Below are 24,096 nucleotides of genomic sequence, written 5' to 3'. Positions count from 1 at the left end.
CGCGCGATGGTCAGCCGTAACGCTTGCGTGCGTCGATCGCCAGGCCGCTGCCGATACTGCCGAAGATATTGCCTTCCACATGCCGGGCATTTGCCAGCATGGCCGAGATGCTCTGGCGCAGTGCCGGAATCCCGCTCGAGCCGCCGGTGAAGAACACCGTATCGACCTGTTCGACGCTCACGCCGGCATCATCGAGCAAACGAGTGACACTGTTGCCAATACCCTCCAGCAGGTTGCCGATGGCCGATTCGAACACTGCCTGACTCAGCTCCACGCTCAACCCCGGTTCGATACGATCCAGCGCTACGTGGCGGTTTTTGGCGCGGGTCAGTTGGATCTTGGTTTCCTCCACTTCCATCGCCAGCCAGTGCCCGGCGCGTTGCTCTATCAGCTTGAAGAGGCGGTCGATGCCGCCGGTGTCCTCTATGTCGTAGCGCATGCTACCCAGGGCCAACTGGGACTTCTGCGAGTACACCGAGTTGATGGTGTGCCAGGTCGCCAGGTTCATGTGGTGACTGGTGGGCATGTAGGCACCGCTTTTCATCCGGCTGCCATAGCCGAACAGCGGCATCACGCCTTGCAGGCTCAGTTGTTTGTCGAAGTCGGTCCCGCCGACATGCACGCCACCGGTGGCGAGGATATCGTCGTGGCGATTATCCAGGCGACGGCGTTCCGGCGACAGGCGCACCAGCGAGAAGTCGGAGGTTCCGCCGCCGATATCGACGATCAATACCAGCTCCTCGCGCTCGATGGTCGACTCGTAGTCGAAGGCCGCCGCAATCGGTTCGTACTGAAAGGACACGTCCTTGAAGCCAATCTTCTTCGCCACTTCCACCAGGGTATCTTCGGCTTCCTGATCGGCGACCGGATCCTCGTCGACGAAAAATACCGGACGGCCCAGTACCACGTGTTCGAATTCACGACCGGCGGTTGTTTCCAGGCGACTTTTCAATTGGCCGATAAACAACCCGAGCAGATCCTTGAAAGGCAGGGCGGTGCCCAGCACGCTGGTGTCATGCTTGATCAGCTTGGACCCCAGCAGGCTCTTGAGCGAGCGCATCAGCCGGCCCTCGTAGCCTTCCAGGTACTCGTGCAGCGCCAGCCGTCCGTAGACCGGGCGGCGTTCCTCGATATTGAAAAAGACCACCGAAGGCAGGGTGACGTTATCATCCTCCAGCGCGATAAGCGTTTCCATCCCGGGGCGCAGCCAGCCGACAGTGGAGTTGGAGGTGCCGAAGTCGATACCGCAGGCACGGGCCGCAGAGGCGTTTTTCATGTCGTTCGAGCTCCGGTTAAAAACGGCCGCGCAGTGTATGTCAGTCGAGCGCGGAATCGAAGGCCGACTATCCGCTAAATCGTGCGTTGCCGACTTGAAAGACGAACCATCACCCCCAAACTTGCTGTCATTGGTTCGACTTGTGTCACGGCGATGAGCGGAAATCGCCCGCACGGCCGATAAACTTTTAACGCACCGCCCAGTCACAGTCTTGAGATCGGTCAATCCTTGCTGCGCCGAAAAGCGCATGCTGTGTGCTGCCGGGCGGCGCGATATCGATAACGCAGGGTGATCCTTAGATGGACTTCAAAGATTATTACAAGATCCTGGATGTTGAGCCGACGGCGGACGACAAGACCATCAAGGCCGCATACCGCAAGTTGGCGCGCAAGTACCACCCGGATGTCAGTAAGGAAAAGGACGCCGAGGCGAAATTCAAGGATGCTTCCGAAGCCTATGAAGCGCTGAAAAGCGCCGACAAGCGCGCCGAGTACGACGATTTGCGCAAATACGGCCAGCATGGCCAGCCGTTCCAGGGGCCACCGGGCTGGCAGGGGCGTGGCGCGAGTGGCGGCTTTGGCGGCGGTGCGGGTGGTGGTGACTTCTCGGACTTCTTCAGTACGATCTTCGGCTCGCGCGGTGCCGGTTTCAGTAGCGGACAATCGGGCCGCAGCGCCGGTCGTCGAGGGCAAGACGTGGAAATGGAACTACCGATCTTCCTGGAAGAGAGCCTGACCAACGAGTCGAAAAAGGTCACCTTCCAGGTGCCGCAGTACAACGCGGCTGGCCAGCATGTGAGCAACAGCAGCAAGAGCCTGAACGTGAAGATTCCGGCGGGCGTGACCGATGGCGAGCGTATCCGCCTCAAGGGGCAGGGCGCGCCGGGACTCGGTGGTGGGGTCAATGGCGACCTATACTTGACCATTCGCTTCACTCCCCACCCGAAATTCGATGTCGAAGGTGAGAACCTGATCATCACCTTGCCGTTGGCACCGTGGGAGCTGGCACTGGGAACCGAAGTGGCGGTGCCGACCCTGACCGGCAAGATCAACCTGAAGATCCCGCAGGGCAGCCAGAACGGCCAGCGCCTGCGCGCCAAGGGCCATGGCCTGCTGAACAAGGCCGGCCAGCGGGGTTATCTGTTCGTGCAACTCAAGACGGTCATGCCCAAACAGAGCGACGATGCCGTAAAAGCCTTGTGGCGGGAACTGGCGAAGAAGGCGGCATTCGACCCGAGAGAACAATGGAGTAGCTGATCATGAGCCCTGCCCTGAACGTTCAACTGGATATGCAAGCCTTCTGCGAGGCGTCCGAGCTATCGGCGGCGTATGTGATCGAAATCGTCGAACACGGTATTCTTGAACCTCAGGGCCGCTCACCGCAGGCCTGGCGCTTTCTTGAGCATGAGCTGATCATTGCCCGGCGTGCGGCGAAACTGCGCCGCGATCTTGAGTTGGAATGGCAAGGCGTCGCCCTGGCCCTGGAACTGCTGGGCGAGGTCCGCGAGCTGCGTGCGGAAAACCGCATGCTCCGACAGCGCCTGGAGCGTCTGGTCGAGGCCTAGTGGCTCGTGTGATCTCTGTACGAAATGCATCTGCGCTGGCCCGTATCGACGCCACAAGCCCGACGCTCGCTTAGGATACGGCACGTGATACTCGCGGTAGCACGATCCTGAATCGTGTGCCCTCTTCCTCGCTGGAGCTGACCTCGATACTGCCCCGATGGGCGCTCACCACTTCCTTGACGATAAACAAGCCCAGGCCCAGGCTGGTCGAGGCGCCCGTTTGCCCGAGTTCCTCTGCGGCGTTGCGCACCAGCGGATCGAAGATCGTCGCCAGGGCTTGGGCGGGAATCGGCAGGCCGAAGTTGTGTATGGACAAGCTGACGCTGTCGTCATCACCGATCAGGGTCAAGGTCACCTTGCGCTGGCTGGCGCCGTGCTGGAGGGCATTGCCGATCAGGTTCTGCAGCATCTGTTCGATCCTGCCCCGATCCCAGACTCCATGTACATTGCCTTTGACCTTGAGGCTCGGACGACAGTCCGGCTGTCCGGCCCAGGCTTCGTTGAGTGCGGCTTTGGCCGCGCTCACCAGGTCCATCGGCGCGGGATCTATCGGCAACGGACTGCCCAGGCGGCTGCGCACCAATTCCAGCAAGTCGTTGACCATGGTGCCCATATGATGGGCGCTGCGCTTGATGTTTTTCACATAGCCCATGGCCAGCTCATTGAGCGGGATCTTGCGTACTAGCATTTCCGTGGACATGGCCACCGCCTGCAACGGTGCACGCAGGTCGTGACCGAGAATGGCCAGGAAGATGTCCCGCGAGCGGTTGACCTGTTCGGCATAGGCGGCAGTTGACTCGGCCAGGGCTTCGTCGATGGCTTCGTTGAAGCGAATCATGTCCTGGAGGTAGGTCAGGTCCGGCGCAGACAGACTGCCGACCCAGCGATGGATCACACAGGCACGCAGGTGACGGAACTCAGACGTCATCTGCACCAGGTCGAAACCGACGTTATGCCGTAGTTCGCCGTGGCTGGCGGCGGCGATATCGAGGCTGGGACTGTTCTCCGGACCTTCACCCTTGGCCTTGGCGGTTTGTTCACGGGTGCTTTGGGTGGTCTGCATATCCCGCGCGGCCGCCAGCAGGATTGATTTGGCGTGATCGCGCAAGGCGATCCGCCCCATGCTGTCTGCTGCGGGCGTCAGGGTTTTGGCAAACTGCTCCCAGTCATCGACGAGTGTGTCAACGTGTTGCACGATAAAATCAGACAAGCGCATGACCGATACCTTGATGAACAGTGCAAAAAAGGCTGGGCGTGTTGCATCTTAGCCGCTAATCGCTGCCCTGCCTGCGGCTGGAACCAGGGAATACCTTCACCCCATCGGCCTCGATCTGCCTTGAGCGCGCCGAAGGTGGCTTCGACAATTCGATCTGGGGTAGATGGGGTCGGGTATTGGCCATGAATCATTCTAGTGTCTTGTAGTAAATAGTGGTCGCCTGATGGCGCCCGTCCGGTGTCGTGCAGTAGTTTGGCAGTTCACCGACGCGGCTGTAGCCCAGTGCGCTGTAGAACGCCTCGGCGTCGGAACCGGTTTGGGTATCGAGGTACAGCAGGCCGCGCTTATGTTGCCTTGCCGCCTGCTCCAGGGCCTGCATCAGTTGCTGGCCGAGGCCATGGCGACGCGCCTCGCTGCGCACCAGCAGTTTCTGTACCTCGGCCCGGTTCAACCCGTTGGGCTTTAGGCACAGGCTCAGTTGCACGCTGGCCTGTACCTGTTTGTTACGCACCACCACCCAGAGCAACAGGCTGCCATCCCGCAGGGCAGCCTGCACGCTGTCGAAGTAGACGTGCGCCTGGAGAGCGTCGAGATCGGCCATGAATCCCACGCTGGCGCCGTGCCCCACGGCATCGAGCAATAGCTCGATCAAACCTTGACGGTAATGCGCAAAGCTTTCGTTATTGACGCGACGCAGTTGGGTGGTACTCATCGGCGGATCATTCCGTGTTGGCGGCGGGCGGTTCCGTGCCCGGATTCAGGCAGAGTTGCATGACGGTCAGGTCGAGCCGGCAGCCGAACTTGACGCTCACCTTTCAAGTGCTCCGACTCGTTTGTACCTGTCATTTCTGACAGTAGACGGCTGATCTTTCGAAGGCTTAATGTGCTGTTGAGTGCAGTTTGTTTCATCACGTTTGTATTCAAAGGAGCTATGTCATGGGTGTTATCACGATCACCGATGCGAGCGGTGACAGAGAAGTCTTGCAGCCTGAACTGGCGGTAGTTGCGAAATTCAGTAAGAGCAGGGTCAATAGTCGCCACCAACCCAATCCCAGCTCGAAGATGAACACCATCCTCGATAAGGTAGCGGGCACTTATACGGGCCAGGTCGTTTTTTTTAAAAGTAACGAGTCTGGTAAAAGAGCTTGGCAGCTCCCTCGCAGCGTTTGACTGTAGGTTTACCAGTACACAAACTATCAATGAGAGGGGTGTGAATCATGACTCGTTCAGATTTTTCAATTTATATTGACGCGACCATCAATGAGGCGGCGCAGAACCTCATCGATAAAGGCGATACGTCGGATGATATCGCATTCGGCAAATTGAGCTTTCTGCTGGCCTTGCGGCGAGCAGTCGACAAGAAGGCGACAGCACAGGATCTCGGCTTGCTCGGCGCGATCAACGACAGTTTGCAGCAATTGAGCATATTACCTGCGTCGAAAACCATGCTTTCCGATCTGCAAGACTGAACAAGTGACGGGTGACCCGATGGTAGCTGTCGCCCGTCCTTGAAGTCGACATCGGCGGTTTCGCAACAACAGCAGTGAGAACCGACCTGGATCGTTCGATCTCGCCGGGCTGGATCTGTTTATTGACGCGTCGCGGTTGGGCGGCGTTCATTGGCGGATCAGTCCATGTTGGCGACGGGCGGTTCCGTGCCCGGATTCAGGCAGAGTTGCATGAAGGTCAGGTCGAGCCAGCGACCAAACTTGACGCCCACCTGAGGCATTTGTCCGGTGCTCGTAAAGCCCAGGCGTGCATGCAAGCGAATAGAGGCGGCGTTAGCGCTTTCGATCGCGGCGACCATGATGTGCTTGCCGTCATCCCTGGCGCGCTCGATCAGCGCTGCCATCAATTGTGGGCCAAGACCGTTGCCACGCTGGTCGTTGCGCACGTACACCGAATGCTCGACGGTGTGACGGAAGCCCTCGAAGGGCCGCCAGTCACCGTAGGAGGCATAGCCGAGCACACCGTCGGTGGCATCGACGACCACCAGGATCGGATAGGCCTGGGCCTGGCGGGCGCTGAACCAGGCCTGGCGATTGTCCAGGTCGACCGGTTGTTCGTTCCAGATCGCGGTGGTGTTGACCACCGCGTCGTTGTAGATGTCGCGAATGGCCGGCAGGTCGGCCTGCCGGGCGTCGCGGATAACGTAGGACATGAAGGGCCTCAGGCAATCGGTTGATGGACGGTGACCAGCGCAACGGTGAACATCAGCGGTTGGTCTTTTTCGCCGGGTAGATTCATGGCTTGCGATTATCGTCAGAACGCTACGGGTTAGATCCTAACAGCCTGCGCGCGCTCGGTTGCCCTATTTTTCCGCTACCTTGGTGGCCGAGGTGGGCTCGTCGGGGGCCGCAGTCGCGGGGGTGTGGCGCTTAGCGGCGGCGCATCAGTCCGATAAAAAACAAGCCGCCAATGGCCGCCGTCGCCACGCCGATCGGCAAGTCTTCTGGCGCGATCAGGGTCCGCGCCGCGACATCGACCCAAACCAGGAACACGCTGCCTAACAGCGCCGACACCGGCAGCAGCCGTCGATGCTCGGCACCGACAAGGCGTCGTGCGATGTGCGGCACCATCAACCCGACAAAACCGATGGAGCCGCTGATAGCAACCAGCACGCCGGTCATCAGCGAGGCGATCAGGAAGACCCTCAAACGTACATTGCGCACGTTCAGGCCAAGGGTCACGGCGGTCTGCTCGCCGGCCATCAGCGCATTCAGCGAACGGGCCATGCTGACCAGCAGGAACAGCCCCAGCAGCACGATCACCGTCGGAATCGGCAGCAGTTCCCAGCGGGCCAGACCCAGTCCGCCGAGCATCCAGAACAGCACAGCGGAACTGGCCCGGTGGTCGCCGAGAAACAGCAGCAGATTGGCGATCGCCATCATCACGAAGGACACCGCCACGCCGCACAGCAGCAAGCGGTCGCTGTCCAGTCGGCCTCGTCGGCTGGCAATGGCGAGCACCGCCAGCATGCTGCCTAAGGCGCCGAGAAAAGCGGCGATGGGTAAGGTCAGTAGGCCGACGATTTCACCGACATGCAGCACCACGATCACCGCGCCGAGGGTAGCGCCCGAGGTCACGCCCAGCAGGTGCGGGTCGGCCAGCGGGTTGCGGGTAACGGCTTGCAGCACCGCGCCGATCAAGGCCAGCCCGGCGCCGACCAGGGTGCCGAGCAGCAGGCGCGGGATACGGATCAGCCAGACAATATGCTCCTGCCCGGCGCTCCAGTCGACCGTGCCCGTGCCCAGCAGTTTGTACAGCAGGATCCGCCACACCACCTCCACTGGCACTTGCGCGGGGCCGAAGCCCAGCGATACCACGCAGGACACCAGCAACAGTGTACCCAGCGCGAGCAACAGCAGGGGGTAGCGGTGGCTCATCATTGTGAGTGGAAACCCTTGGCAAGAGTTTCGATGGCTTTGACGTTATCGATCCCCGGTGTCGCCTCGACATAGGGAATGACGATAAAGCGCTTGTGGCGAATTGCATCCACCGACTGCAAGGCCGGATGGGTTTCCAGAAAGTGTCGTTTCTGCTCGGCGCTGACCTCGCCGTAGTCGACGATGACGATCACCTGCGGGTTCTTCTCGACCACGCTTTCCCAGTTGACCCGGGTCCAGCTGGCGTCGACATCCTCCAGCACATTGCGCCCTCCCGCGGTCTCGATCAGCGCCTGGGGCATAGCCAGGCGGCCGGAGGTCATGGCGCGGTCTTCGCCGCTGTCGTAGAGAAACACCCGTGGGCGCTCGGCGGGCAGGTTCTTGCGCACCGCCGCGACCCTGGCCCGCATCTGGCTGATCAGGGTTTCGGCGCGGTCCTGGACGTCGAATATCTCGCCCAGGTTACGCAGGTCGTTATAGGTGTCGTCGAGGCTGGCACTTGGGCGCTTCATCATGAAGGCACAGGACTCGGTCAACTCGTAGACATTGATGCCCAGCGGCGCCAGGGTCTGCGGTGTGAGGTCGCCGCCGACGCGCATGCCGTAGTTCCAGCCGGCGAAGAAGAAGTCGACGTTGGCGTTGAGCAGGGTCTCCACGGACGGGTACTTGGCCGCCAGTTCCGGCAGGCCGTCGAGGCTCGTGGCCATTTGCGGGGGCAGCGCTTTCCAGCCGCTGACTCCGCTGTAGCCGGCCATCCGCGCCTTGAGGCCGAGGGCGAGCATCATCTGCGTCATATTGATGTCATGGCTGACCGCGTGTTTCGGCGCCTCGTTGAAGGTCACTTCGCGGTTGCAGCTCTGGAGGGTCAATGGGTAGTGGCTGGACTCGGCCAGGGTGGTCATGGAAGCGAGCAGGGAACCGAGGCAAAGCGCCAGAGGCCATAACTTCATGGTTGGGTTATCCAGGTGATTCGTGGGTAGCCGCGCAGGGGGTGACTATCGATCAGGGCCTCGACGCCGAACACGCTGCGCAACAGATCCTCGGTCAGCACGTCTTCGGGCGTGCCGCTGGCGACGATACGACCGTGGTTGATCACATACAATCGGTCGCAGAACGCCGCTGCCAGATTGAGATCGTGGATGCTCGCCAGGGTGCCGATCTTCAGGCGCTTGACCAGGGTTAGCAGCTCCAGTTGGTAACGCGGATCGAGGTGATTGGTCGGCTCATCGAGGATCAGCAGTCGGGGTTGCTGGGCCAGGGCACGGGCGAGGATCACTCGCTGTTTTTCGCCCCCGGACAGGGTGGCGAACTCATGGTCTTCGAAGCCCAATAGGCCGACCGACTCCAGGCATTGGCGAATCAGTTGGCGGTCCAATTCGCTGTCACCGTCGAACAGCTTCTTGTGGGGGGTGCGGCCCATGGCAACCACTTCTTCGACGCTCAGGCCAAAGGCATCGGGGAACTCCTGGAGCACCACGGCGATGCGCTGGGCGCACCAGCGGGGTGACTGTTTCCAGACGTTCTGGTGTTCGAGCAGGACCTCGCCGCTCTCCGGCCGGCTGAAGCGATAGGCACACTTGAGCAGGCTGGTCTTGCCACTGCCGTTGGGGCCGATCAGGCCGACGAACTCACCCGCCGCCACCCGCAGGTTGGCCTCACGCAGTTGGAACTGGTGATGGCAGTGGTTCTGGCCCAGGGGTGTCCAGGCCAGGTCGACGAGGGTCAGTGAGGTCATTTGGCGCTCATCAGAAGGTGTAGTCCGCCGTCACGAAGAACGAGCGCGGCTGTCCCATGATCCATTGTTGGCCGTCATTGTATTGGCTTTGGGCGTACTGGCGGTCGAACAAATTGTTCAGTTGCAGGCCCAGCGTGGTGTTGCGTAAAGCCTTCCATGACACATTGGCATCGACCACGGTGTAGCTCGGCAATTGGGCGGTATTGGCCAGGTCGGCATAACGCGCATCGACATAACGCACGCCGGCGCCTGCTTTGACATCGTCGCTGAGTGCCTTGTTCAGCCAGAGGTTGGCGGTGCGGCGGGGCACATCGGCAGGTCGGTTGCCTTTGTAGGACACGACGGTGCCGCCGAGCGACTGGTCAAAGTCATCGTATTGTGCCCGGAGAACCGATGCGTTGGCCTGCAACTGCCAGTCGTGCGTCAATTTCAGGTCGAGGCTGACTTCCAGTCCATCGGACGATTGCTGGCCCACCTGCAACTGGTTCTGCGCATTGCGTGGGTCGGTAGTGAGCAGCTTTTTCTTGACGATGTGATAGGCCGCCAGGGTCCATTCGCCGCGTTGGTCCCAGAACATCTGCTTGAGGCCGATTTCGCTCTGCTTGGCGGTCGACAGGTCAAACTTCTGATTGTTTGGACTGAGGGAAATCAAGCCGCTCACACCATCGGTGCTGGTCGCGTATTGGCCGTAGAGCGAAGTGTCGGGTGTTATGGCGTACACCAGGCCGACTTTCCAGTTGCTACCGGTCAGCGACTTGGCACTTTCGCTGCCATTGACCAGGTTGTCGCGATCTATATGCACGAAGTCGCGACGGACACCGGTCACCAGGGACCACTGCTCGTTGAGTAGCGTGCGGTTTTCGGCAAACGCCGAGAATTGGCGGGTGCTGCTGCTGTATTGGCTGCGAAACGGGCTGGCGCTCTCGAACACGCCGGGTGTCGGGTGGTTGATGTCGATGGGTTGCCCGCCGCTCGACACATCATCGAACGGCGAGTTGCTGGCCACGTTGAAGCGGATGCGATTGACGTCGATGCCCGTCAACGTCTGGCTGTCCAGGCCGAACAGGCTGTGTTTGAAGGTGAAGGTCTGGCGGTCGCCGATCTGTTCCTGGTAATGGCGGATGCCCAGGTAGCTTTGTCTGAGCAGTTGCTGACTGCTTTGATCGAAGTCGTAGCGCTCCGCGTTCTGCCAGCGACGCTGGGCCTTGAGGTAATAGAGCTCGTTGTTGGCACTGAGGTTGTCGTAGATCTGCCATTCGCTGCTCAGGCGCGTCCACTGGTCGTTGTAATGCTGTTTGTCGTTGCCGACGTTGTAGTTCTTGTCTCGCAGGCTTTGCCGGTAGTGGCCTTGGATCAAGGGGGTGCCGAAATTGTTCATCGGCTGTTGGTCGCCGTAGTCGTGGGCGAGAGTGACGACCAGGTTGTCGTTGGCCTGCCAGCGCAGGGCGGCGCTGACGAAGTCGCTGGCGGAGTCGCCACGGTCGATCCAGCCGTTTCCGCGTAGGCGATTAATGTTGATGCGGTAGCTCAGTTGGTCGGTCAGCGAACCGCCGCTGTCGAACGCCTGCTGTTGCTGGTCGTAGGCGCCATAGCCGAGGCGCAGGTGGTTTTCGATAGCGCCGTTGAACGGTTTTTTCGGGATCGTGTTGATCACTGCGCCGGTCGCGCCTTCGCCATAGAGCACGGACGCTGGGCCGCGCAGAACATCGACACGTTCCACGGACCAAGTGTCGACCGGGAAGGTTACGGTACCGGCACCGACATACATCCGGGTGCCGTCATATAACTGCATCACCGAGTTCTGCCCGGTAAAGCCACGGGCCTGCAGCGAGGTGCCGCCATCGCCGGGCGTACCTGTGCGGCTCAGGCCGGTGCTGCGCGACACCGCGTCCTGTACGCTGCTATCGCCGCGCTCGCGGATACGCTCCCCAGTGAGACTTTCGGTGCTGGCGGGTGTCTCAAGCGCCGTCAAACCCAAGCGCGAACCCGCCGTGGTGGGGGTCTTCAGATCGACTTCGGCGGTATCGACGGCAGGCGCGGTAATGGTGCCGGTGGGCAGAAGCAGCGTGGCATTTGCCTGGGCAGGGTCGAATGCCAACAGGCAAAGGCCGGATACAAGGTACTTGTTCATCGGGCTGGTAAGTCGCTTATCCTCAAGGGGACCCGCAGCGCATGGCCACGGGTCGGGTATCTCGCATTATTGTTATATGATAACAATGTCTGCTTGCAAGATGATGCCCCAAAAGTTTATAGAACCCTCTATTTCGCGCATCTCGGCGCTTTCAGGATGAAGGTGAGGCCGATTCATGTTGGTGCTCGGGCAACCGGACAGCGCAGATGAGTTCCCGCAGTGGACAGGCGCGTTCCATCCTTCAAGCGAATGCGACACGGCACCGCGTCTGGCGTTCAATGGTTTGGCTGGTTATTGAGCGTGCCTGTGCGGCATGTCCGAGGCGTCGTTGGGTGCTTGCTTGTGTACCACCACTTCAACGGTGACGTCGCCAGCCTTTTCAAAGTGCAGGGTCAACGGGAAGTGTTTGCCGTCCTGCAGCGGGCTGCGGTCCTCGAGGTCGAGCAACATCACGTGGTAGGCCATGGGGGCGAACTTCACCTCGCCCTTGGCCGGTACCTCGACGCCCGGTACCTGCTGCATTTTCATCAGGTCCCCTTGCATCACATGTTCATGCAGTTCGGCTTTTTTTGCGATGGGGCTGTCGACGCTCACCAAGCGATCAGACGTCAGGCCTTGGTTTCGAATGATGAAATAAGCAGCCACGGTGGGGGCATTGGGCGGCAGTTCCTGAGACCAGGGATGATCGATCTGCAACTGACCGATGCTGAATTCATGGGCATTGGCAAAACCGACGGGCAACAGCAATGCGGCCAGCAGCAGGATATTCTTGAGCATGGGTGTTCTCCATAACAATTCAAAACACAAAAAAAGGGGGGCGAGGGCGAATTCAGACGACTGGAGAGGCGCGGGGATTGAGCGAGGGCCATTGTTGGCGAGGCGTCGGCGATTCGCCATGGAACGCGAGGTGGCCAAGGCCCGTTTCGAGTGGGGCGACTGCCAACTGGGGCATATGCCCCGGCAATACCACCAGCGGCGCGGCGCCGGAGCAGCACCAGCAATGCTGCATCGTCGAGTGATCGTGGTTCGGCGCAGTGTTCCGCTCCCATTTGCCGATGGCGATGGCCGCGAGTCGGGTGCCGCTGGCCGAGCAGAAACTGCCCCAGAGCAATTGTTCGGAGGTGGAGCGATCCGGTGATGAGGCCATGGCTGTGGAAATCGGCATGGCGAGCAGATTGAACAGCATTGCCAAACAGGCGATCCAGGTAGCTACCGCGAGCCGTTGTCGGGACATGGAAGGGCTTCCGCCAGAAGTGCCAAAGTGCTGGGTTATTTAGCCTGAATGTTCTTGATAAGTAAAAGCAGGCGCTGCGGTGAAAGGTCGCAAAGCTTTATAGGACCTGCCCTGTGAATGCTTCTGGGCAAGCGTAGCAGTACTTGGCGTGATGACTGGGGCGGCAGGCGTCGTTGGCGAGTCAAGCGGCGGGCGCGTTGTGCACCACGATATGGATGCCCGGCGCCGCGCGAATCGCGGCAAAGATCGCCGCCAGGTTATCCATGCTCGGATTGCCATTGGCGCACAGTCTGCGGTGCAGGCTTTTGCTGGGTTTATCGGCTTTCCCGGCAGGGCCTTCAAAGCCGACGTTTGACAAGCGAAGATCCTGATCTATTGAAAAGCAATCGCCAACGCCGCCAGTGTTTCCTCAAGCGTCGAGAACTCGCGTGTGGTGGCTGGTAGTACGGGGCGCTTGAGGATCAGCACCGGTAGTGAGCGTTCACGGGCCACTTGCAGCTTGGGTTCGGTGGCGCTGCTGCCGCTGTTCTTGCTGATCAGCACATCGATGGCGCGATGCTCGAACAGCGCTCGCTCATCCTCCAGGTGGAACGGGCCACGGGCGCCGATGACTTCACAGCGCTCGGTACCGGGATACTGGTCGAGGGCTCTCAGGGTCCAGAACTGTCCGGCGGGGATTTCGTCGAGGTGCTGCAGCGGCTCGCGCCCGAGGGTGAACAGTGGTCGCTTGAACGGTTTCAGCGCGTCGACCAGTTCGGCCCAGTCGGCGACTTCCCGCCAGTCGTCTCCGGGCTCCGCGACCCAGGCCGGGCGGCGCAGGGCCCAGCAGGCAATGCCGCTGATACCTGCCGCCACGACAGCATTGCGGCTGATCTGGGCAGCATAGGGATGAGTAGCGTCCAGCAGCAGGTCGATGCCTGCGTCGCGAATAAAGCGCGCCAGTCCCTCGGCCCCGCCATAACCGCCGACCCGCACCTGGCAGCGCAAGTCGCCGGGCACCCGGCCGATTCCCGCCAGGCTATAGATATGTTCCGGCCCCAGTGTACGGGCAATCGCCAGTGCTTCGCTCACACCCCCCAACAAGAGTATTTTCATGGGCAAGCCCCGGCATGGCCAACGATGCCACCTTGGCGATCGATGGCGAATACTTCGACCTGTACCTGGGCCGGCACCACCCGGCGGGCAACCTCCAGCGCATGCTGGCAGACCACGTTACCGAGGGCGATCCCGGCAGCATGGGCCATGGCGAGTGCCTGCTGGCTGGTATTGGCCTGGCGGATGGCCTCCTGCAAGGTGTCATCGGCGCCCTCCGCCGCCGCCCACTCAGCCAGTTGTGGCAGGTCGATGCTCGAATGGCGGCTGTGCAAGTCCATGTGCCCGCCCGCCAGCTTGCTAATCTTGCCGAAGCCGCCGCACAGGCTCAATTTATCCACGGGCACTTTGCGCACATGTTTGAGCACGGCGCCGACGAAGTCGCCCATTTCGATCAGGGCAATCTCCGGCAGGTTGTACACGCGACGCATGGTGTCTTCGCTGGCGTTGCCGGTGCAAGCGGCGATATGCAGGTAGCCGTTGGTCTTGGCCACATCGATGCCTTGATGGATCGAGGCGATATAGGCAGCGCAGGAGAATGGCCGGACAATGCCGCTGGTGCCGAGAATCGACAGCCCGCCGAGAATGCCCAGGCGCGGGTTCATGGTCTTCAGGGCCAGGGTTTCGCCGCCCTGAACATTGACCGTCACCGAAAACCCGCCGGCATAAGCGTGTTCGGTGGCGAGTTGGCGCAGATGGTCGCTGATCATCTTGCGCGGCACCGGGTTGATCGCCGGCTCGCCCACCGCCAGCACCAAGCCCGGGCGCGTCACGGTACCGACGCCGGCGCCCGCGTGAAAGCGCACGCCGGGTTCGGCGATCAGGCGCACCTGCGAATACAACAGGGCTCCGTGGGTCACATCCGGATCGTCGCCAGCATCCTTGAGGGTCCCGGCTTCGGCGCCGTCTTCGTGCAGGCGGCAGAACTCCAGGCGCATCTGCACCTGGTTGCCCTTGGGCAGGATGATTTGCACCGCATCGTGGCGCACGCCTGTCAGCAGCAGCCGCGCCGCCGCCAGCGAGGTGGCCGTGGCGCAACTGCCGGTGGTCAGGCCGCTGCGCAGGGGCGCGGGTCGTTCCGGGGTTTCGTCACGCATCGAGAGGCTTGACCCCATCGAGCAGGGTGATGGGCAGTGCCTGGCGCCAGGTATCGAAGTTCCCCAGGGGCTGGGCCTGGGCGATATGGATCCGGGTCAGTTCACCGCCATGGGTTTGCTGCCAGCTCATTAACCGCATCTCGCTTTGCAGGGTTACGGCATTGGCCACCAGGCGTCCGCCGGGCTTGAGTCGGGCCCAGCAAGTGTCCAGCACGCCGGGGTGAGTCACGCCGCCGCCGATAAAGATCGCGTCCGGCGGCTCCAGCTCTGCCAGAGCCTCGGGAGCGCTACCGCGCACCAGACGCAAGCCGGGCACGCCGAGGGTGGCGCAGTTGTGTTCGATCAGTTGCTGGCGACTCTCGTGCGCTTCGATGGCAATCGCCCGGCAACTGGGGTGAGCACGCATCCATTCGATGCCGATGGAGCCACTGCCGGCGCCGACATCCCACAGCAGATCTCCGGGCACGGGGGCGAGGCGGGCCAGAGTGATGGCGCGTACATCGCGTTTGGTCAACTGGCCGTCATGGCGGAACGCGGAGTCCGGCAGCCCGCCGATTCGCGACAGGCGCGGAGTGGTCGGGTCGGCCAGGCAGTCGATAGCCACCAGATTCAACTTGGCGATGGTTTGCTCTTGCCAGGCGTCGGCTAGCGTGTCGATGCGGCGCTCCAGCGGACCACCGAGGTGTTCCAGGACACTGAGGCGACTCGGTCCGAAACCGCGTGCGCGGAGCAAGGCGGCGATGGCGGCGGGACTTCGCTCGTCATTGCTCAGGACCAGCAGGCGTAGCCCCGAATACAGTTGCGCACTCAGGGCCGCCACCGGTCGTGCGACTACCGACAGGCACACCACGTCCTGCAAGGCCCAGCCCAGGCGAGCGGCGGCCAGTGAATAGGCAGAGGGCGCGGGCAACACCTGCATTTCCTCACGGTTCATCTGCCGCGACAGGCTGGCACCGACACCGAACAGCATCGGGTCGCCGCTCGCCAACACGCACACCGGAGTGCCGCGCAGGGCCAGTACCGGCGCAGTGGAGAATGGGCTTGGCCAGACCTGGCGTTCGCCACGCACACACACCGGCAGCAGATCGAGCTGGCGTTGCCCGCCGAAGATCCGCGAAGCGCCCAGCAGGGCGCGCCGGGCATTTTTGCCCAGACCACTGAAGCCGTCTTCACCGATGCCTACTACTGTCAGCCAAGGCGTCATCTAAAATCCTCAAAACACCGCTGTTCCGACGGGCAGTCTTTTCATGCCTTCGGACAAAGCAGGCATAATACCGCGCCTTGGACGGCAAAATGCCTTTCCCTTACTGTCGGTTGCCCCTTGAACGAACGCCCGCTTGCCAATGCTATCCGCCCCTCGGCGTGTCCGGGGTTGCTGCGCATCGTCCCGGCGCTGGATGGCGGTATCTGTCGGATCAAGCTGGCCGGAGGCGTTATCAGCGCCGCCCAGGCTCAGGCCGTGGCCCAAGCCGCCGAGCGTTATGCCCATGGGGTGATCGAGGCGACCAACCGGGGCAACCTGCAAATTCGCGGGATCGGCGAGCAGCATGCGGCCTTGATCGCGACCTTGCTGGAGGCCGGTCTCGGGCCTGACGCCGAGACGCCGGACCGCCGCGAAAGGAGCCATGAGAGCGTCAGAGGCTTCGCGGATGCGTCCGCCTCCTGCGGCTTGACGCAGGTTGCTGGCGCCGACGATGTGCGCAATCTGATGCTCAGTCCCAGTGCCGGTATCGACGCACAGATGCTGATCGATACTCGCCCGCTCGCCGCGCAGATTCTCGCCACGCTACAGGGGCGCCGGCGCTTTCATGAACTGTCGGCCAAGTTCGCGCTGCAACTGGACGGCGGTGAAGCCCTGGCGATGCTCGAACATCCCCATGACCTATGGTTGTCGGCGCTGTTGATCGAGGACAGGCTATGTCTGGCATTTGGTCTCGCCGGCTGCCCGGCCTATGATGCGCCGTTGGCCGCGGTGCCTTTCGAGCAGGGTCATGAGTTGGTGGTGGCGGTGCTGGAACTGTTCCTCGACCTTGCCCGACCGGAGCAGACGCGCATGCGGCATTTGCTGGCCGAGGTTGCGGTCGAATCGTTCATGGCGCAATTGTCCGCTCGGCTAGATGTCGGGTTGACGCCCGTGCCGCATTGGCGGCGACCCCGTGCCGCGAGCCTGCGGCATATCGGGACTTATCCACAGCGGCAACCGGGGCGGGTGCATATCGGCGCCGCGTTCCCCCTGGGCCGACTCGACGCCACCCTGCTCGACGGCGTGGCTCGGTTGGCGCTGCGCCGGGGCGACGGCAGCCTGCGCCTGACGCCCTGGCAAAGCCTGTTGCTGGCCAATATTCGTCGCCAGGACGCCGCGAGCGTGACGGCCCGGCTGCGCCAACTCGGGCTGCTTTGCGAGGCTGACCAGGCGCTGGCGCGGATCATCGCCTGCAGCGGGTCCGGCGGCTGTACCAAGGGCCTGGCCGACACCAAGGCCGATGCCCGGCGGCTGGCGACGTGCTTGCCGGGACACGCCCAGGACGTCCATTTGTCCGGTTGTGGTCGGTCCTGTGCGGCGGCCCATGTGGCCCCGTGTACGTTGTTGGCGGTCTCACCCGGCCATTACGACCTCTATTTTCGCGATGTAGCTCAACCTGGCTTCGGTCTGCTGCACGCGCGCAACCTTACTATTGATGCGGCGGGCGCGTTGCTCGAAGCCCGCTCACGGAGCCGTACCGATGATTGATTACATTCGCGATGGTCAGGAGATCTATCGCAACTCCTTCGCGATCATTCGCGCGGAAGCGAACCTGGCGCGTATTCCCGCCGACCTCGAAAAGCTCGCCGTGCGTGTCATTCACGCCTGTGGCATGGTCGATGCCATCGACGGCCTGCGCTTCTCGCCGGGTGCCGGCCAGGCCGGACGCGATGCGCTGGCGGCTGGCGCGACGATCCTCTGTGACGCGCGCATGGTCGCCGAAGGCATCACCCGCTCACGTTTGCCGGCGAACAACCCGGTGATCTGCACCCTGCGTGACGAGCGCGTGCCGACGCTGGCGCGGGAGCAGGGCAATACTCGTTCGGCGGTGGCCCTGGAACTGTGGCGGCCACATCTGGAAGGCAGCGTAGTGGTGATTGGCAACGCGCCGACCGCCTTGTTCTACCTGTTGGAAATGCTCGATGCCGGTGCGCCGAAGCCGGCACTGATCCTCGGTTTTCCGGTGGGATTCGTCGGTGCCGCCGAATCCAAGGCAATGCTCGCCGCCGACAGCCGTGGCGTACCCTTCGTGATCATGCAAGGCCGCTTGGGTGGCAGTGCCATGGCCGCCGCCGCCGTCAACGCTCTCGCCACGGAGATTGAATGATGCCCCCACCTGGACGTCTGATCGGCCTCGGCGTGGGGCCGGGTGATCCAGAGCTGATCACCCTGAAGGCGCTACGCCTGCTGCGCGAGGCGCCGGTGGTGGCGTACTTCGTTGCCAAGGGCAAGAAGGGTAATGCCTTCGGTATCATCGAAGCGCACCTGCAGCCTGCCCAGTTGCTGTTGCCGCTGGTCTACCCGGTGACCACCGAAGCCTTGCCGGCGCCGTTGTCTTACGAGCAGGTGATCAGCGACTTCTACGACGAGGCCAGTCTGGAAGTGGCCGCGCACCTGGATGCCGGGCGCGACGTGGCGGTGATCTGCGAAGGCGATCCGTTCTTCTACGGTTCCTACATGTACCTGCACGACCGCTTGGCCGAGCGCTACGACGCCCAGGTGATTGCCGGCGTGTGTTCGATGCTCGGTGGCGCTTCGGTGCTTGGCGTGCCGCTGGTGTACCGCAACCAGAGCCTGTCGGTGTTGTCCGGCGTGCTGGCCCACGACGAACTCAAGCGGCGCCTGGTCGATGCCGATGCCGCAGTGATTATGAAACTGGGGCGCAACTTCCATAAGGTTCGCCAGGTACTCGAAGAGTTGGGGCTGGTCAGCCGTGCGCTGTATGTGGAGCGGGCAACCATGGCTAACCAGAAGATCGTGCCGCTCAATGAAGTCGAGCCAATGTCCTCGCCGTACTTCTCACTGATTATCGTGCCCGGCGAACGGTGGCAAGGATGAGCCGCCCGCAACCGGCCATTGTCACCCTCGGCAATGGCAGCCTCGCAACAGCCCGCAGGCTGCAACAGGTCTACCCGGATGCGCTGGTCTACGGACTGGTTGGGCGAGTCGAAGGCGCGGACCGGTTGTATCACGAGTTTGGCGCGACCTTGCGCCAGCTCTACCAACAGGACACGCCGATCATTGCCTTGTGCGCCGCCGGCATCGTGATCCGCACGCTGGCCCCGCTGTTACTGGAAAAGGGGGCCGAGCCGCCAGTACTGGCGGTGGCCGAAGACGGCAGCGCGGTAGTACCGTTGCTGGGCGGCTTGGGTGGGGTGAATGCCATGGCCCGGGAAATGGCGGCGGGCCTGGGGGTAGCAGCAGCTATCACCACCAGCGGCGAGCTGCGTTTCGGTACCTGTCTGCTGAATCCGCCCAGCGGTTATGCGCTGGGCGACCTGGAGCTGGGCAAACGCTTTGTCTCGGACTTGCTGGCTGGCGAAAGTGTGCGTATCGAAGGAGCGGCCCCCTGGCTGGCGCGGGCGCACTTGCCGGAGGATCGACAGGCGCGTCTGTCGATTCATGTCGGTAGCGCTGAGCGTGCGCCGGTTGCCGATGAATTGCTGATCTATGCGCGCAGCGTCCTGGTGGCGGTCACGGCCGCCGTGCCGGAGCTGGCGGGTGCGGTGCGTCAGGCCTTGCACGAGGCGAATATCGCCTGGCAATCGCTGGCTTGCCTGGTGGCGGCTGACAGTGAGATGGCCAACCCCGCCCTGCGGATGGCGGCTGCCGAATTAGCAGTGCCATTGCGCTTTGTCGCCTCGGTCGGTTCCGTCGCGCAAATGGCGCAACAAGCGATACCGCAGTTGTTACCGCCGATCTGTATCGGTGCCGAGCTGGCGATTGCGGTCGCCAGCCAGCCGTTGGAGCCGGAACGCATCGGTCGTTCTCGCGGACGCCTGGCGGTGATCGGCCTGGGACCCGGCGCCGCCGAACTGATGGTGCCGGCGGTAAAAGCCGAACTGGCCCGAGCCAACGATGTGCTGGGCTATGAAACCTATGTGCGCATGGCCGGCCCGTTTCGTGCCGACCAGGTGCTGCACTGTACCGACAACCGCGAAGAAATGCTGCGCGCCCGGCATGCGTTCGAACTCGCGGCCCAGGGGCGTTCGGTGGTAGTGGTGTCGTCCGGCGATCCGGGTGTATTCGCCATGGCGGCGGCGGTGCTCGAAGCCTTGCATGAGTCCGATGAGCCGAGCTGGCACGGCGTCGATCTGGAAATCCTCCCCGGCGTTTCCGCCTCTCTCGCCACTGCGGCCCAGGCCGGTGCCCCCCTGGGGCACGACTTCTGCGTGATGTCGCTGTCGGACAACCTCAAGCCCTGGAGCATTATCGAGAAGCGCCTCGACCTGGCGGCCCAGGCCGACCTCGCCCTGGCCTTCTACAACCCGATTTCCCGCTCCCGTCCCTGGCAGTTGGGACGGGCGCTGGAAATCGTCGCCCAGCACCGCACACCGCTGACACCGGTCGTGCTGGGGCGGGATATCGGTCGACCGGGTCAGACCTTGCGGGTGACCACGCTGGGTGCGCTGACGCCGGAGCAGGTGGACATGCGCACCATGGTTATCATCGGCTCGTCCACCACCTGTGTCTTCCCTCGTGCCGAGGGCGGCGAGTGGGTCTATACGCCGCGCTGGTATGGTGAAAAGCCCCGCTCCTGAGGCGCCGGGACTTCGGAAAGAGCTGACGATAAAAGGTCAGGGGATTGTCGTTTGACCTGACCGATGAAGAGGGGCGAGCGCGCTTTGCCGAGGCCATGTTCGTGTCAGGCGCAGTTCAGGGCACCAGGTAGCCGCGCACCCCGGTAAAGATGATCTGCGCCGCCAGGGCGCAGACGAACAATCCCATCAGGCGGCTGACGATCTGCAGGCCCTGGTCGCCGAGGATCTGTTCGATCCGGTTCGACAGGTACAGCACCACGCCGACGGTAAAACTGGCCAGGCCGATACTGACGATGGCGATAAGTTTGTCGTCCCAATGGGGCTGGCTCACGCCCATGACCAGCAACGCGCCGATGGTGCCAGGACCGACGGTCAGCGGGATGGTCAGCGGGACGATGGTCACGTCCTGTTGTACGTTGTCGCTCTGTATGGCTGACTTGCCCTGGGCCATGCCCAGTGCCGAGATGAACAACACGCTCCCGGCGCCAATGCGGAAGGCATCCACAGTGATGCCAAAGACACTGAAGATCACTCTCCCGAACAGGTACAGCAGCACGCTGGAGACCAGGGTGGCGAGCGCCACTTTCCAGGCCAGGCGTCGGCGCTCCTTGCTGGAGTAGCCACGGGTCAGGCTGATAAAGCAGGACAGGACGAAGAACGGGCTGTAGAGCACCAGCATCTTCAGGTAAACGCTGAACAACACGTGGAGCATGGTTTGGGCTCGAACGGGGGAGGGCCATGGCAGTCTATCAGGCGCCGCGCGGTCTGTCGGCTCAGGAGGTGGTCGGTGCCTGGACTTGTTGGTTGTTGCGCTGGGCCACCCAGTGTTCCACCAGCTCACGCAGTTGCGAGAGCTCAACGGGCTTGGCCATATGGCCGTCCATGCCGGCCTGGCGTGCCCGCTCCTTATGTTCGCTGAGGATATGCGCGGTCAGTGCCACCACCGGCGTGCGCACCCGTTGGTTGCCGACTTCCCAGGCCCGCAGTTGCTGGGTCGCGGAGAACCCGTCGAGTATCGGCATTTCGCAGTCCATCAGGACCAAGTCGTAGCGCTGGGCTTTCATCGCACGCAGCGCCTCTTCGCCGTTGCTGGCGGTGTCCGGCTGCAGATTGAGTTTGCCCAGCATACCGCGAATCACCTTGGTGGAAATACTGTTGTCTTCAGCGACCAGGATGCGGAAATCGCTCGGTACCGTGATGGGGGCCACCACGGGCGTGTTCAGGGTGAGCATCGAGGTCGGGCCGGTGCCGCGCTGGGTCAGTTCGTCGGCCAGGGTGGTCTTGAGGGTGTAGCCGGCCACCGGTTTGGCGAGGATGCGCTTGATACCGGCGTTACGCGCGATAATCTTGCTCGGTGCATTGCTGATACCGGTCAGCATGATCAGCAGAATGTCGTGATTGAGGCTCGGGTCTTCCTTGATCTTCGCCGCCAGTTGCATGCCGGTCATGCCGGGCATGTTCTGGTCGAGCAGGACCACGTCGAAGTAGTCACGCAAGTGCGCCTTGGTGCGCAACAGGGCCAGGGCTTCCTTGCCGGAGGGCACGGCACTGACATTCAAGCCCCAAGCGCTGCACTGCTGTACCAGAACCTTGCGGCAGGTGTCGTTGTCGTCGACCACCAGCACCCGTGCGCCTTTGAGCGGGCCGTCGAGGTCGCAAGTCGGGTGCTCCAGGTGCAGCGGGTCCAGCGGTAGCGTCAGCCACAGCGTGCTGCCTTGATTGGGGCTGTTCTTGATGCCGAACTCGCCCTGCATCAGCAGGATCAACTGGCGAGCGATCACCAGGCCCAGATGACCTCCCAGACGAGTCGCGGCCAGGAAATTCTTGCTCTGCAGCTCGGCGTGGAGCAGGGCATCACGTTCTTCGTCATCCATCGGCATGCCGCTATCCTGGACCGCAATGCGCAGGCGCGGCTGGCCGTTGCGTTCATCGAGGACGACAACGATGAGAATTTCGCCCTCATCGGTCTTTTTCAGGGCGTTTTCCAGCAGGCTGAGCAGGGCCTGGCGCAAGCGCGTGGGGTCACCGCTGATCACCCGTGGGACCTGCGGCTGGATAAAGCTGATCAGTTCGACGTTCTGCTGCTCGGCCTTGGCACGGAAAATACTCAGGCAGTCTTCGATCAAGGCATTGAGGTCGAATTGCACATCGTCGAGCTCGATCTGCCCGGACTCCAGCTTGGAGATGTCGAGAATCTCATTGATCAGGGTCAGCAGTTCGTTGCCTGCACTGTGGATGGTTTGTACGTAGTCGCGCTGCTTGACCGACAGTGGGGTGCCCAGCAGCAGCTCGGTCATGCCCAGCACGCCGTTCATCGGGGTGCGGATTTCGTGGCTGATCTTCGCCAGGAACTCCGCCTTGGCGGCGATTTCGGCATTGCTCGCCGCCAGGTCGCGGCTGACGCTGAATTGGTCTTCGGTGATGCTTCGGCGCCGCTCGCCCAAGGCGATGCTCATCAACAGGCCGCTGATGCAGATGAGGACCAGCAGGGCGACGATCAGACCTTGCGGCGGCACCAGGGTCAGGCCCAACAGGGCAGGCAGGATGACCAGCGTGCCGATATTGAAGATGACCATGGCGACGACGAACCACCGCGCCGGACGATAGCCCTTCTGCCAGTGATAGGCGGCGACCAGCAGGATGCTCAGGCTGGCCAGTCCGACCAGTCCGTAAGTCATCACGTTCAAGGGCAGAGTGTCAACGAACAGCAGCAACAGCCCGCCCAGGCAGATCACCAGAATGTCGCCCAGCAACAGCTTGTTCAGGGGATGCGGACCCAAGGGGGAGAAGAAGCAGTAGGTGAACATCAGGCCGCAGGGTGCGGTGAGTAGCAGTGCCAGGTAGGCGCCGGGTGTCTGCGCACCGTGCCAGTCGGGCAGCCACGGCCCTGCCAGGTTCAGCAGGAATAGGGCGCTGAGCAGCAGCAGGGCTTCGCACGCGGCCAGCCACAGGCTGCTGCTCGAACGGGTGTAGGCGAAGCGGGTCAGGTTATGCAGGATCAGCATCGACAGACAGCCGAACAACAGGCCATAGAGTAGCGTCTGGCCTTGGCCGGCAGCAGTCATCACTGCCGACTCGAGGGTGATGTGTGGCCGCAGCTCGTGTTTAGAGACCAGCCTCAGGTAGATGTCCAGAGGTTTGGAACTTTGTGTCAGGGGCAGCATGAAATCGCTGCTGGGCAACGGCCGTTCAGCTTTCGACAGATCGTTGCCACTGCGGATCTGGTCGATCAGCGTGTCGCCGTCGAGGGTGTACAGGTCGAGGTGCGCGAGGTCCGGAGCAAAAACCCGCAGCAACTGTTCGTGTTTGCTCGGCTGCAGACGAAAGCGCAACCACAGGGCACCTTCGGGGTGAGCGGCAGTCAGTCGATCAAGTTCGACGGGGCTGAATTGGTTGATGTAGCGCGAGGAGCGGATATCGCTAAGTTGCAGGTGGCCCTGATCATCGAGCAAAATCGCCCAGCCGCTGCCTTGCGAGGCTTGTGCGGCCGATGCGAGGCAAAGCAGGGTCAGCAGGCTGACGGTGAAACTTATGGCAATCCTGAGCCAGCGCACGGCGAAATCCCTTCGTAGGTTGATGCC

At 62.2% G+C, this 24,096-nt stretch carries 23 protein-coding genes and 1 pseudogene; 8 read left to right on the top strand and 16 right to left on the bottom strand.

Annotated elements, in window-relative coordinates:
* Positions 1-10 precede the first annotated feature (10 nt).
* Positions 11-1,276: an Hsp70 family protein gene (locus tag AWM79_RS19370; protein ID WP_060783557.1), complete on the bottom strand. Its 1,266-nt coding sequence runs from the start codon at positions 1,274-1,276 to the stop codon at positions 11-13.
* A 299-nt stretch (positions 1,277-1,575) separates the two neighbouring features.
* Here AWM79_RS19370 and AWM79_RS19365 point away from each other — a divergent pair, with 299 nt between their 5' ends.
* Positions 1,576-2,532: a DnaJ C-terminal domain-containing protein gene (locus AWM79_RS19365; RefSeq protein ID WP_017130216.1), complete on the top strand. Its 957-nt coding sequence runs from the start codon at positions 1,576-1,578 to the stop codon at positions 2,530-2,532.
* Positions 2,533-2,534: 2 nt separating this feature from the next.
* Positions 2,535-2,840 (top strand): chaperone modulator CbpM, encoded by a 306-nt coding sequence (locus AWM79_RS19360; protein ID WP_017130215.1) that lies wholly within the window; start codon positions 2,535-2,537, stop codon positions 2,838-2,840.
* 70 nt (positions 2,841-2,910) lie between these two features.
* On the opposite strand, the gene AWM79_RS19355 is transcribed toward AWM79_RS19360, so the two are convergent.
* Both AWM79_RS19355 and AWM79_RS19350 read right to left on the bottom strand, forming a co-directional pair.
* Positions 2,911-4,056 (bottom strand): sensor histidine kinase, encoded by a 1,146-nt coding sequence (locus AWM79_RS19355; protein WP_060783556.1) that lies wholly within the window; start codon positions 4,054-4,056, stop codon positions 2,911-2,913.
* 187 nt (positions 4,057-4,243) lie between these two features.
* On the bottom strand, positions 4,244-4,768 hold the full coding sequence (locus tag AWM79_RS19350) for a GNAT family N-acetyltransferase (protein WP_017130213.1): 525 nt from the start codon (positions 4,766-4,768) through the stop codon (positions 4,244-4,246).
* Between the two features lie 224 nt (positions 4,769-4,992).
* Between AWM79_RS19350 and AWM79_RS19345 the strand changes: the two genes are divergently transcribed.
* Together AWM79_RS19345 and AWM79_RS19340 are read left to right on the top strand one after the other, a co-directional pair.
* Positions 4,993-5,226 (top strand): hypothetical protein, encoded by a 234-nt coding sequence (locus AWM79_RS19345; protein WP_017130211.1) that lies wholly within the window; start codon positions 4,993-4,995, stop codon positions 5,224-5,226.
* Positions 5,227-5,273: 47 nt separating this feature from the next.
* Positions 5,274-5,525, top strand: coding sequence for a hypothetical protein (locus tag AWM79_RS19340; RefSeq protein WP_017130210.1), 252 nt, complete (start codon positions 5,274-5,276; stop codon positions 5,523-5,525).
* Positions 5,526-5,683: 158 nt separating this feature from the next.
* Here AWM79_RS19340 and AWM79_RS19335 read toward each other — a convergent pair whose 3' ends face one another.
* The 11 genes and pseudogenes from AWM79_RS19335 to AWM79_RS19290 form a co-directional block, all read right to left on the bottom strand.
* Positions 5,684-6,217 (bottom strand): GNAT family N-acetyltransferase, encoded by a 534-nt coding sequence (locus AWM79_RS19335; protein ID WP_060783555.1) that lies wholly within the window; start codon positions 6,215-6,217, stop codon positions 5,684-5,686.
* Between the two features lie 217 nt (positions 6,218-6,434).
* Positions 6,435-7,445 carry a FecCD family ABC transporter permease gene (locus tag AWM79_RS19330; protein ID WP_026012990.1) on the bottom strand — a complete coding sequence of 337 codons (1,011 nt, stop codon included), beginning with the start codon at positions 7,443-7,445 and terminating at the stop codon, positions 6,435-6,437.
* Positions 7,442-8,392 carry an ABC transporter substrate-binding protein gene (locus AWM79_RS19325; RefSeq protein WP_017130207.1) on the bottom strand — a complete coding sequence of 317 codons (951 nt, stop codon included), beginning with the start codon at positions 8,390-8,392 and terminating at the stop codon, positions 7,442-7,444. Before AWM79_RS19325 ends, AWM79_RS19330 begins: the two co-directional genes overlap by 4 nt.
* On the bottom strand, positions 8,389-9,177 hold the full coding sequence (locus AWM79_RS19320; protein WP_017130206.1) for an ABC transporter ATP-binding protein: 789 nt from the start codon (positions 9,175-9,177) through the stop codon (positions 8,389-8,391). Before AWM79_RS19320 ends, AWM79_RS19325 begins: the two co-directional genes overlap by 4 nt.
* A 10-nt stretch (positions 9,178-9,187) precedes the next feature.
* A complete protein-coding gene (locus AWM79_RS19315; RefSeq protein WP_017130205.1) occupies positions 9,188-11,308 on the bottom strand; it encodes a TonB-dependent receptor in 2,121 nt (706 codons plus the stop codon).
* Positions 11,309-11,599: 291 nt separating this feature from the next.
* The gene (locus tag AWM79_RS19310) at positions 11,600-12,085 is read right to left on the bottom strand and encodes a copper chaperone PCu(A)C (protein ID WP_017130204.1); all 486 of its coding nucleotides are present in this window, start codon (positions 12,083-12,085) and stop codon (positions 11,600-11,602) included.
* A gap of 52 nt (positions 12,086-12,137) precedes the next feature.
* The gene (locus tag AWM79_RS19305) at positions 12,138-12,542 is read right to left on the bottom strand and encodes a DUF2946 domain-containing protein (RefSeq protein WP_026012989.1); all 405 of its coding nucleotides are present in this window, start codon (positions 12,540-12,542) and stop codon (positions 12,138-12,140) included.
* A 181-nt stretch (positions 12,543-12,723) separates the two neighbouring features.
* Positions 12,724-12,912, bottom strand: a pseudogene (locus tag AWM79_RS25115) (transcriptional regulator); the annotation flags it as partial.
* A gap of 2 nt (positions 12,913-12,914) precedes the next feature.
* Positions 12,915-13,637 (bottom strand): cobalt-precorrin-6A reductase, encoded by a 723-nt coding sequence (locus AWM79_RS19300; protein ID WP_017130201.1) that lies wholly within the window; start codon positions 13,635-13,637, stop codon positions 12,915-12,917.
* A complete protein-coding gene (locus AWM79_RS19295) occupies positions 13,634-14,731 on the bottom strand; it encodes a cobalt-precorrin-5B (C(1))-methyltransferase (protein ID WP_017130200.1) in 1,098 nt (365 codons plus the stop codon). The genes AWM79_RS19300 and AWM79_RS19295 overlap by 4 nt, the downstream gene beginning before the upstream one ends.
* The gene (locus tag AWM79_RS19290; protein ID WP_017130199.1) at positions 14,724-15,935 is read right to left on the bottom strand and encodes a bifunctional cobalt-precorrin-7 (C(5))-methyltransferase/cobalt-precorrin-6B (C(15))-methyltransferase; all 1,212 of its coding nucleotides are present in this window, start codon (positions 15,933-15,935) and stop codon (positions 14,724-14,726) included. Before AWM79_RS19290 ends, AWM79_RS19295 begins: the two co-directional genes overlap by 8 nt.
* Before the next feature lie 117 nt (positions 15,936-16,052).
* Here AWM79_RS19290 and cobG point away from each other — a divergent pair, with 117 nt between their 5' ends.
* Genes cobG through cobJ form a run of 4 tightly spaced genes read left to right on the top strand, consistent with a single transcriptional unit; the run spans position 16,053 to position 20,515 of the window.
* On the top strand, positions 16,053-17,462 hold the full coding sequence (cobG, locus tag AWM79_RS19285; protein WP_039792104.1) for a precorrin-3B synthase: 1,410 nt from the start codon (positions 16,053-16,055) through the stop codon (positions 17,460-17,462).
* Positions 17,455-18,081: a precorrin-8X methylmutase gene (locus AWM79_RS19280; protein WP_017130197.1), complete on the top strand. Its 627-nt coding sequence runs from the start codon at positions 17,455-17,457 to the stop codon at positions 18,079-18,081. The genes cobG and AWM79_RS19280 overlap by 8 nt, the downstream gene beginning before the upstream one ends.
* Entirely contained in the window at positions 18,078-18,812 is a 735-nt protein-coding gene (locus AWM79_RS19275; RefSeq protein WP_017130196.1) for a precorrin-2 C(20)-methyltransferase, read from the top strand. Before AWM79_RS19280 ends, AWM79_RS19275 begins: the two co-directional genes overlap by 4 nt.
* Positions 18,809-20,515 (top strand): precorrin-3B C(17)-methyltransferase, encoded by a 1,707-nt coding sequence (gene cobJ / locus AWM79_RS19270; RefSeq protein ID WP_060783554.1) that lies wholly within the window; start codon positions 18,809-18,811, stop codon positions 20,513-20,515. The genes AWM79_RS19275 and cobJ overlap by 4 nt, the downstream gene beginning before the upstream one ends.
* A 115-nt stretch (positions 20,516-20,630) precedes the next feature.
* Here cobJ and AWM79_RS19265 read toward each other — a convergent pair whose 3' ends face one another.
* Both AWM79_RS19265 and AWM79_RS19260 read right to left on the bottom strand, forming a co-directional pair.
* Positions 20,631-21,227: a MarC family protein gene (locus AWM79_RS19265; RefSeq protein WP_017130195.1), complete on the bottom strand. Its 597-nt coding sequence runs from the start codon at positions 21,225-21,227 to the stop codon at positions 20,631-20,633.
* Positions 21,228-21,288: 61 nt separating this feature from the next.
* Positions 21,289-24,069 carry a hybrid sensor histidine kinase/response regulator gene (locus tag AWM79_RS19260; RefSeq protein WP_017130194.1) on the bottom strand — a complete coding sequence of 927 codons (2,781 nt, stop codon included), beginning with the start codon at positions 24,067-24,069 and terminating at the stop codon, positions 21,289-21,291.
* Between the last annotated feature and the right edge of the window lie 27 nt (positions 24,070-24,096).

The organism is Pseudomonas agarici (genome assembly GCF_001543125.1).
Lineage (GTDB): Bacteria > Pseudomonadota > Gammaproteobacteria > Pseudomonadales > Pseudomonadaceae > Aquipseudomonas > Aquipseudomonas agarici.
This window is presented reverse-complemented; position numbering and strand designations above follow the sequence as displayed.

Coding starts and splice junctions, on each gene's coding strand:
- AWM79_RS19370 (WP_060783557.1), bottom strand. CDS start 1,276: ATGAAAAACGCCTCTGCGGCCCGTGCCTGCGGTATCGACTTCGGCACC.
- AWM79_RS19365 (WP_017130216.1), top strand. CDS start 1,576: ATGGACTTCAAAGATTATTACAAGATCCTGGATGTTGAGCCGACGGCG.
- AWM79_RS19360 (WP_017130215.1), top strand. CDS start 2,535: ATGAGCCCTGCCCTGAACGTTCAACTGGATATGCAAGCCTTCTGCGAG.
- AWM79_RS19355 (WP_060783556.1), bottom strand. CDS start 4,056: ATGCGCTTGTCTGATTTTATCGTGCAACACGTTGACACACTCGTCGAT.
- AWM79_RS19350 (WP_017130213.1), bottom strand. CDS start 4,768: ATGAGTACCACCCAACTGCGTCGCGTCAATAACGAAAGCTTTGCGCAT.
- AWM79_RS19345 (WP_017130211.1), top strand. CDS start 4,993: ATGGGTGTTATCACGATCACCGATGCGAGCGGTGACAGAGAAGTCTTG.
- AWM79_RS19340 (WP_017130210.1), top strand. CDS start 5,274: ATGACTCGTTCAGATTTTTCAATTTATATTGACGCGACCATCAATGAG.
- AWM79_RS19335 (WP_060783555.1), bottom strand. CDS start 6,217: ATGTCCTACGTTATCCGCGACGCCCGGCAGGCCGACCTGCCGGCCATT.
- AWM79_RS19330 (WP_026012990.1), bottom strand. CDS start 7,445: ATGATGAGCCACCGCTACCCCCTGCTGTTGCTCGCGCTGGGTACACTG.
- AWM79_RS19325 (WP_017130207.1), bottom strand. CDS start 8,392: ATGAAGTTATGGCCTCTGGCGCTTTGCCTCGGTTCCCTGCTCGCTTCC.
- AWM79_RS19320 (WP_017130206.1), bottom strand. CDS start 9,177: ATGACCTCACTGACCCTCGTCGACCTGGCCTGGACACCCCTGGGCCAG.
- AWM79_RS19315 (WP_017130205.1), bottom strand. CDS start 11,308: ATGAACAAGTACCTTGTATCCGGCCTTTGCCTGTTGGCATTCGACCCT.
- AWM79_RS19310 (WP_017130204.1), bottom strand. CDS start 12,085: ATGCTCAAGAATATCCTGCTGCTGGCCGCATTGCTGTTGCCCGTCGGT.
- AWM79_RS19305 (WP_026012989.1), bottom strand. CDS start 12,542: ATGTCCCGACAACGGCTCGCGGTAGCTACCTGGATCGCCTGTTTGGCA.
- AWM79_RS19300 (WP_017130201.1), bottom strand. CDS start 13,637: ATGAAAATACTCTTGTTGGGGGGTGTGAGCGAAGCACTGGCGATTGCC.
- AWM79_RS19295 (WP_017130200.1), bottom strand. CDS start 14,731: ATGCGTGACGAAACCCCGGAACGACCCGCGCCCCTGCGCAGCGGCCTG.
- AWM79_RS19290 (WP_017130199.1), bottom strand. CDS start 15,935: ATGACGCCTTGGCTGACAGTAGTAGGCATCGGTGAAGACGGCTTCAGT.
- AWM79_RS19280 (WP_017130197.1), top strand. CDS start 17,455: ATGATTGATTACATTCGCGATGGTCAGGAGATCTATCGCAACTCCTTC.
- AWM79_RS19275 (WP_017130196.1), top strand. CDS start 18,078: ATGATGCCCCCACCTGGACGTCTGATCGGCCTCGGCGTGGGGCCGGGT.
- cobJ (WP_060783554.1), top strand. CDS start 18,809: ATGAGCCGCCCGCAACCGGCCATTGTCACCCTCGGCAATGGCAGCCTC.
- AWM79_RS19265 (WP_017130195.1), bottom strand. CDS start 21,227: ATGCTCCACGTGTTGTTCAGCGTTTACCTGAAGATGCTGGTGCTCTAC.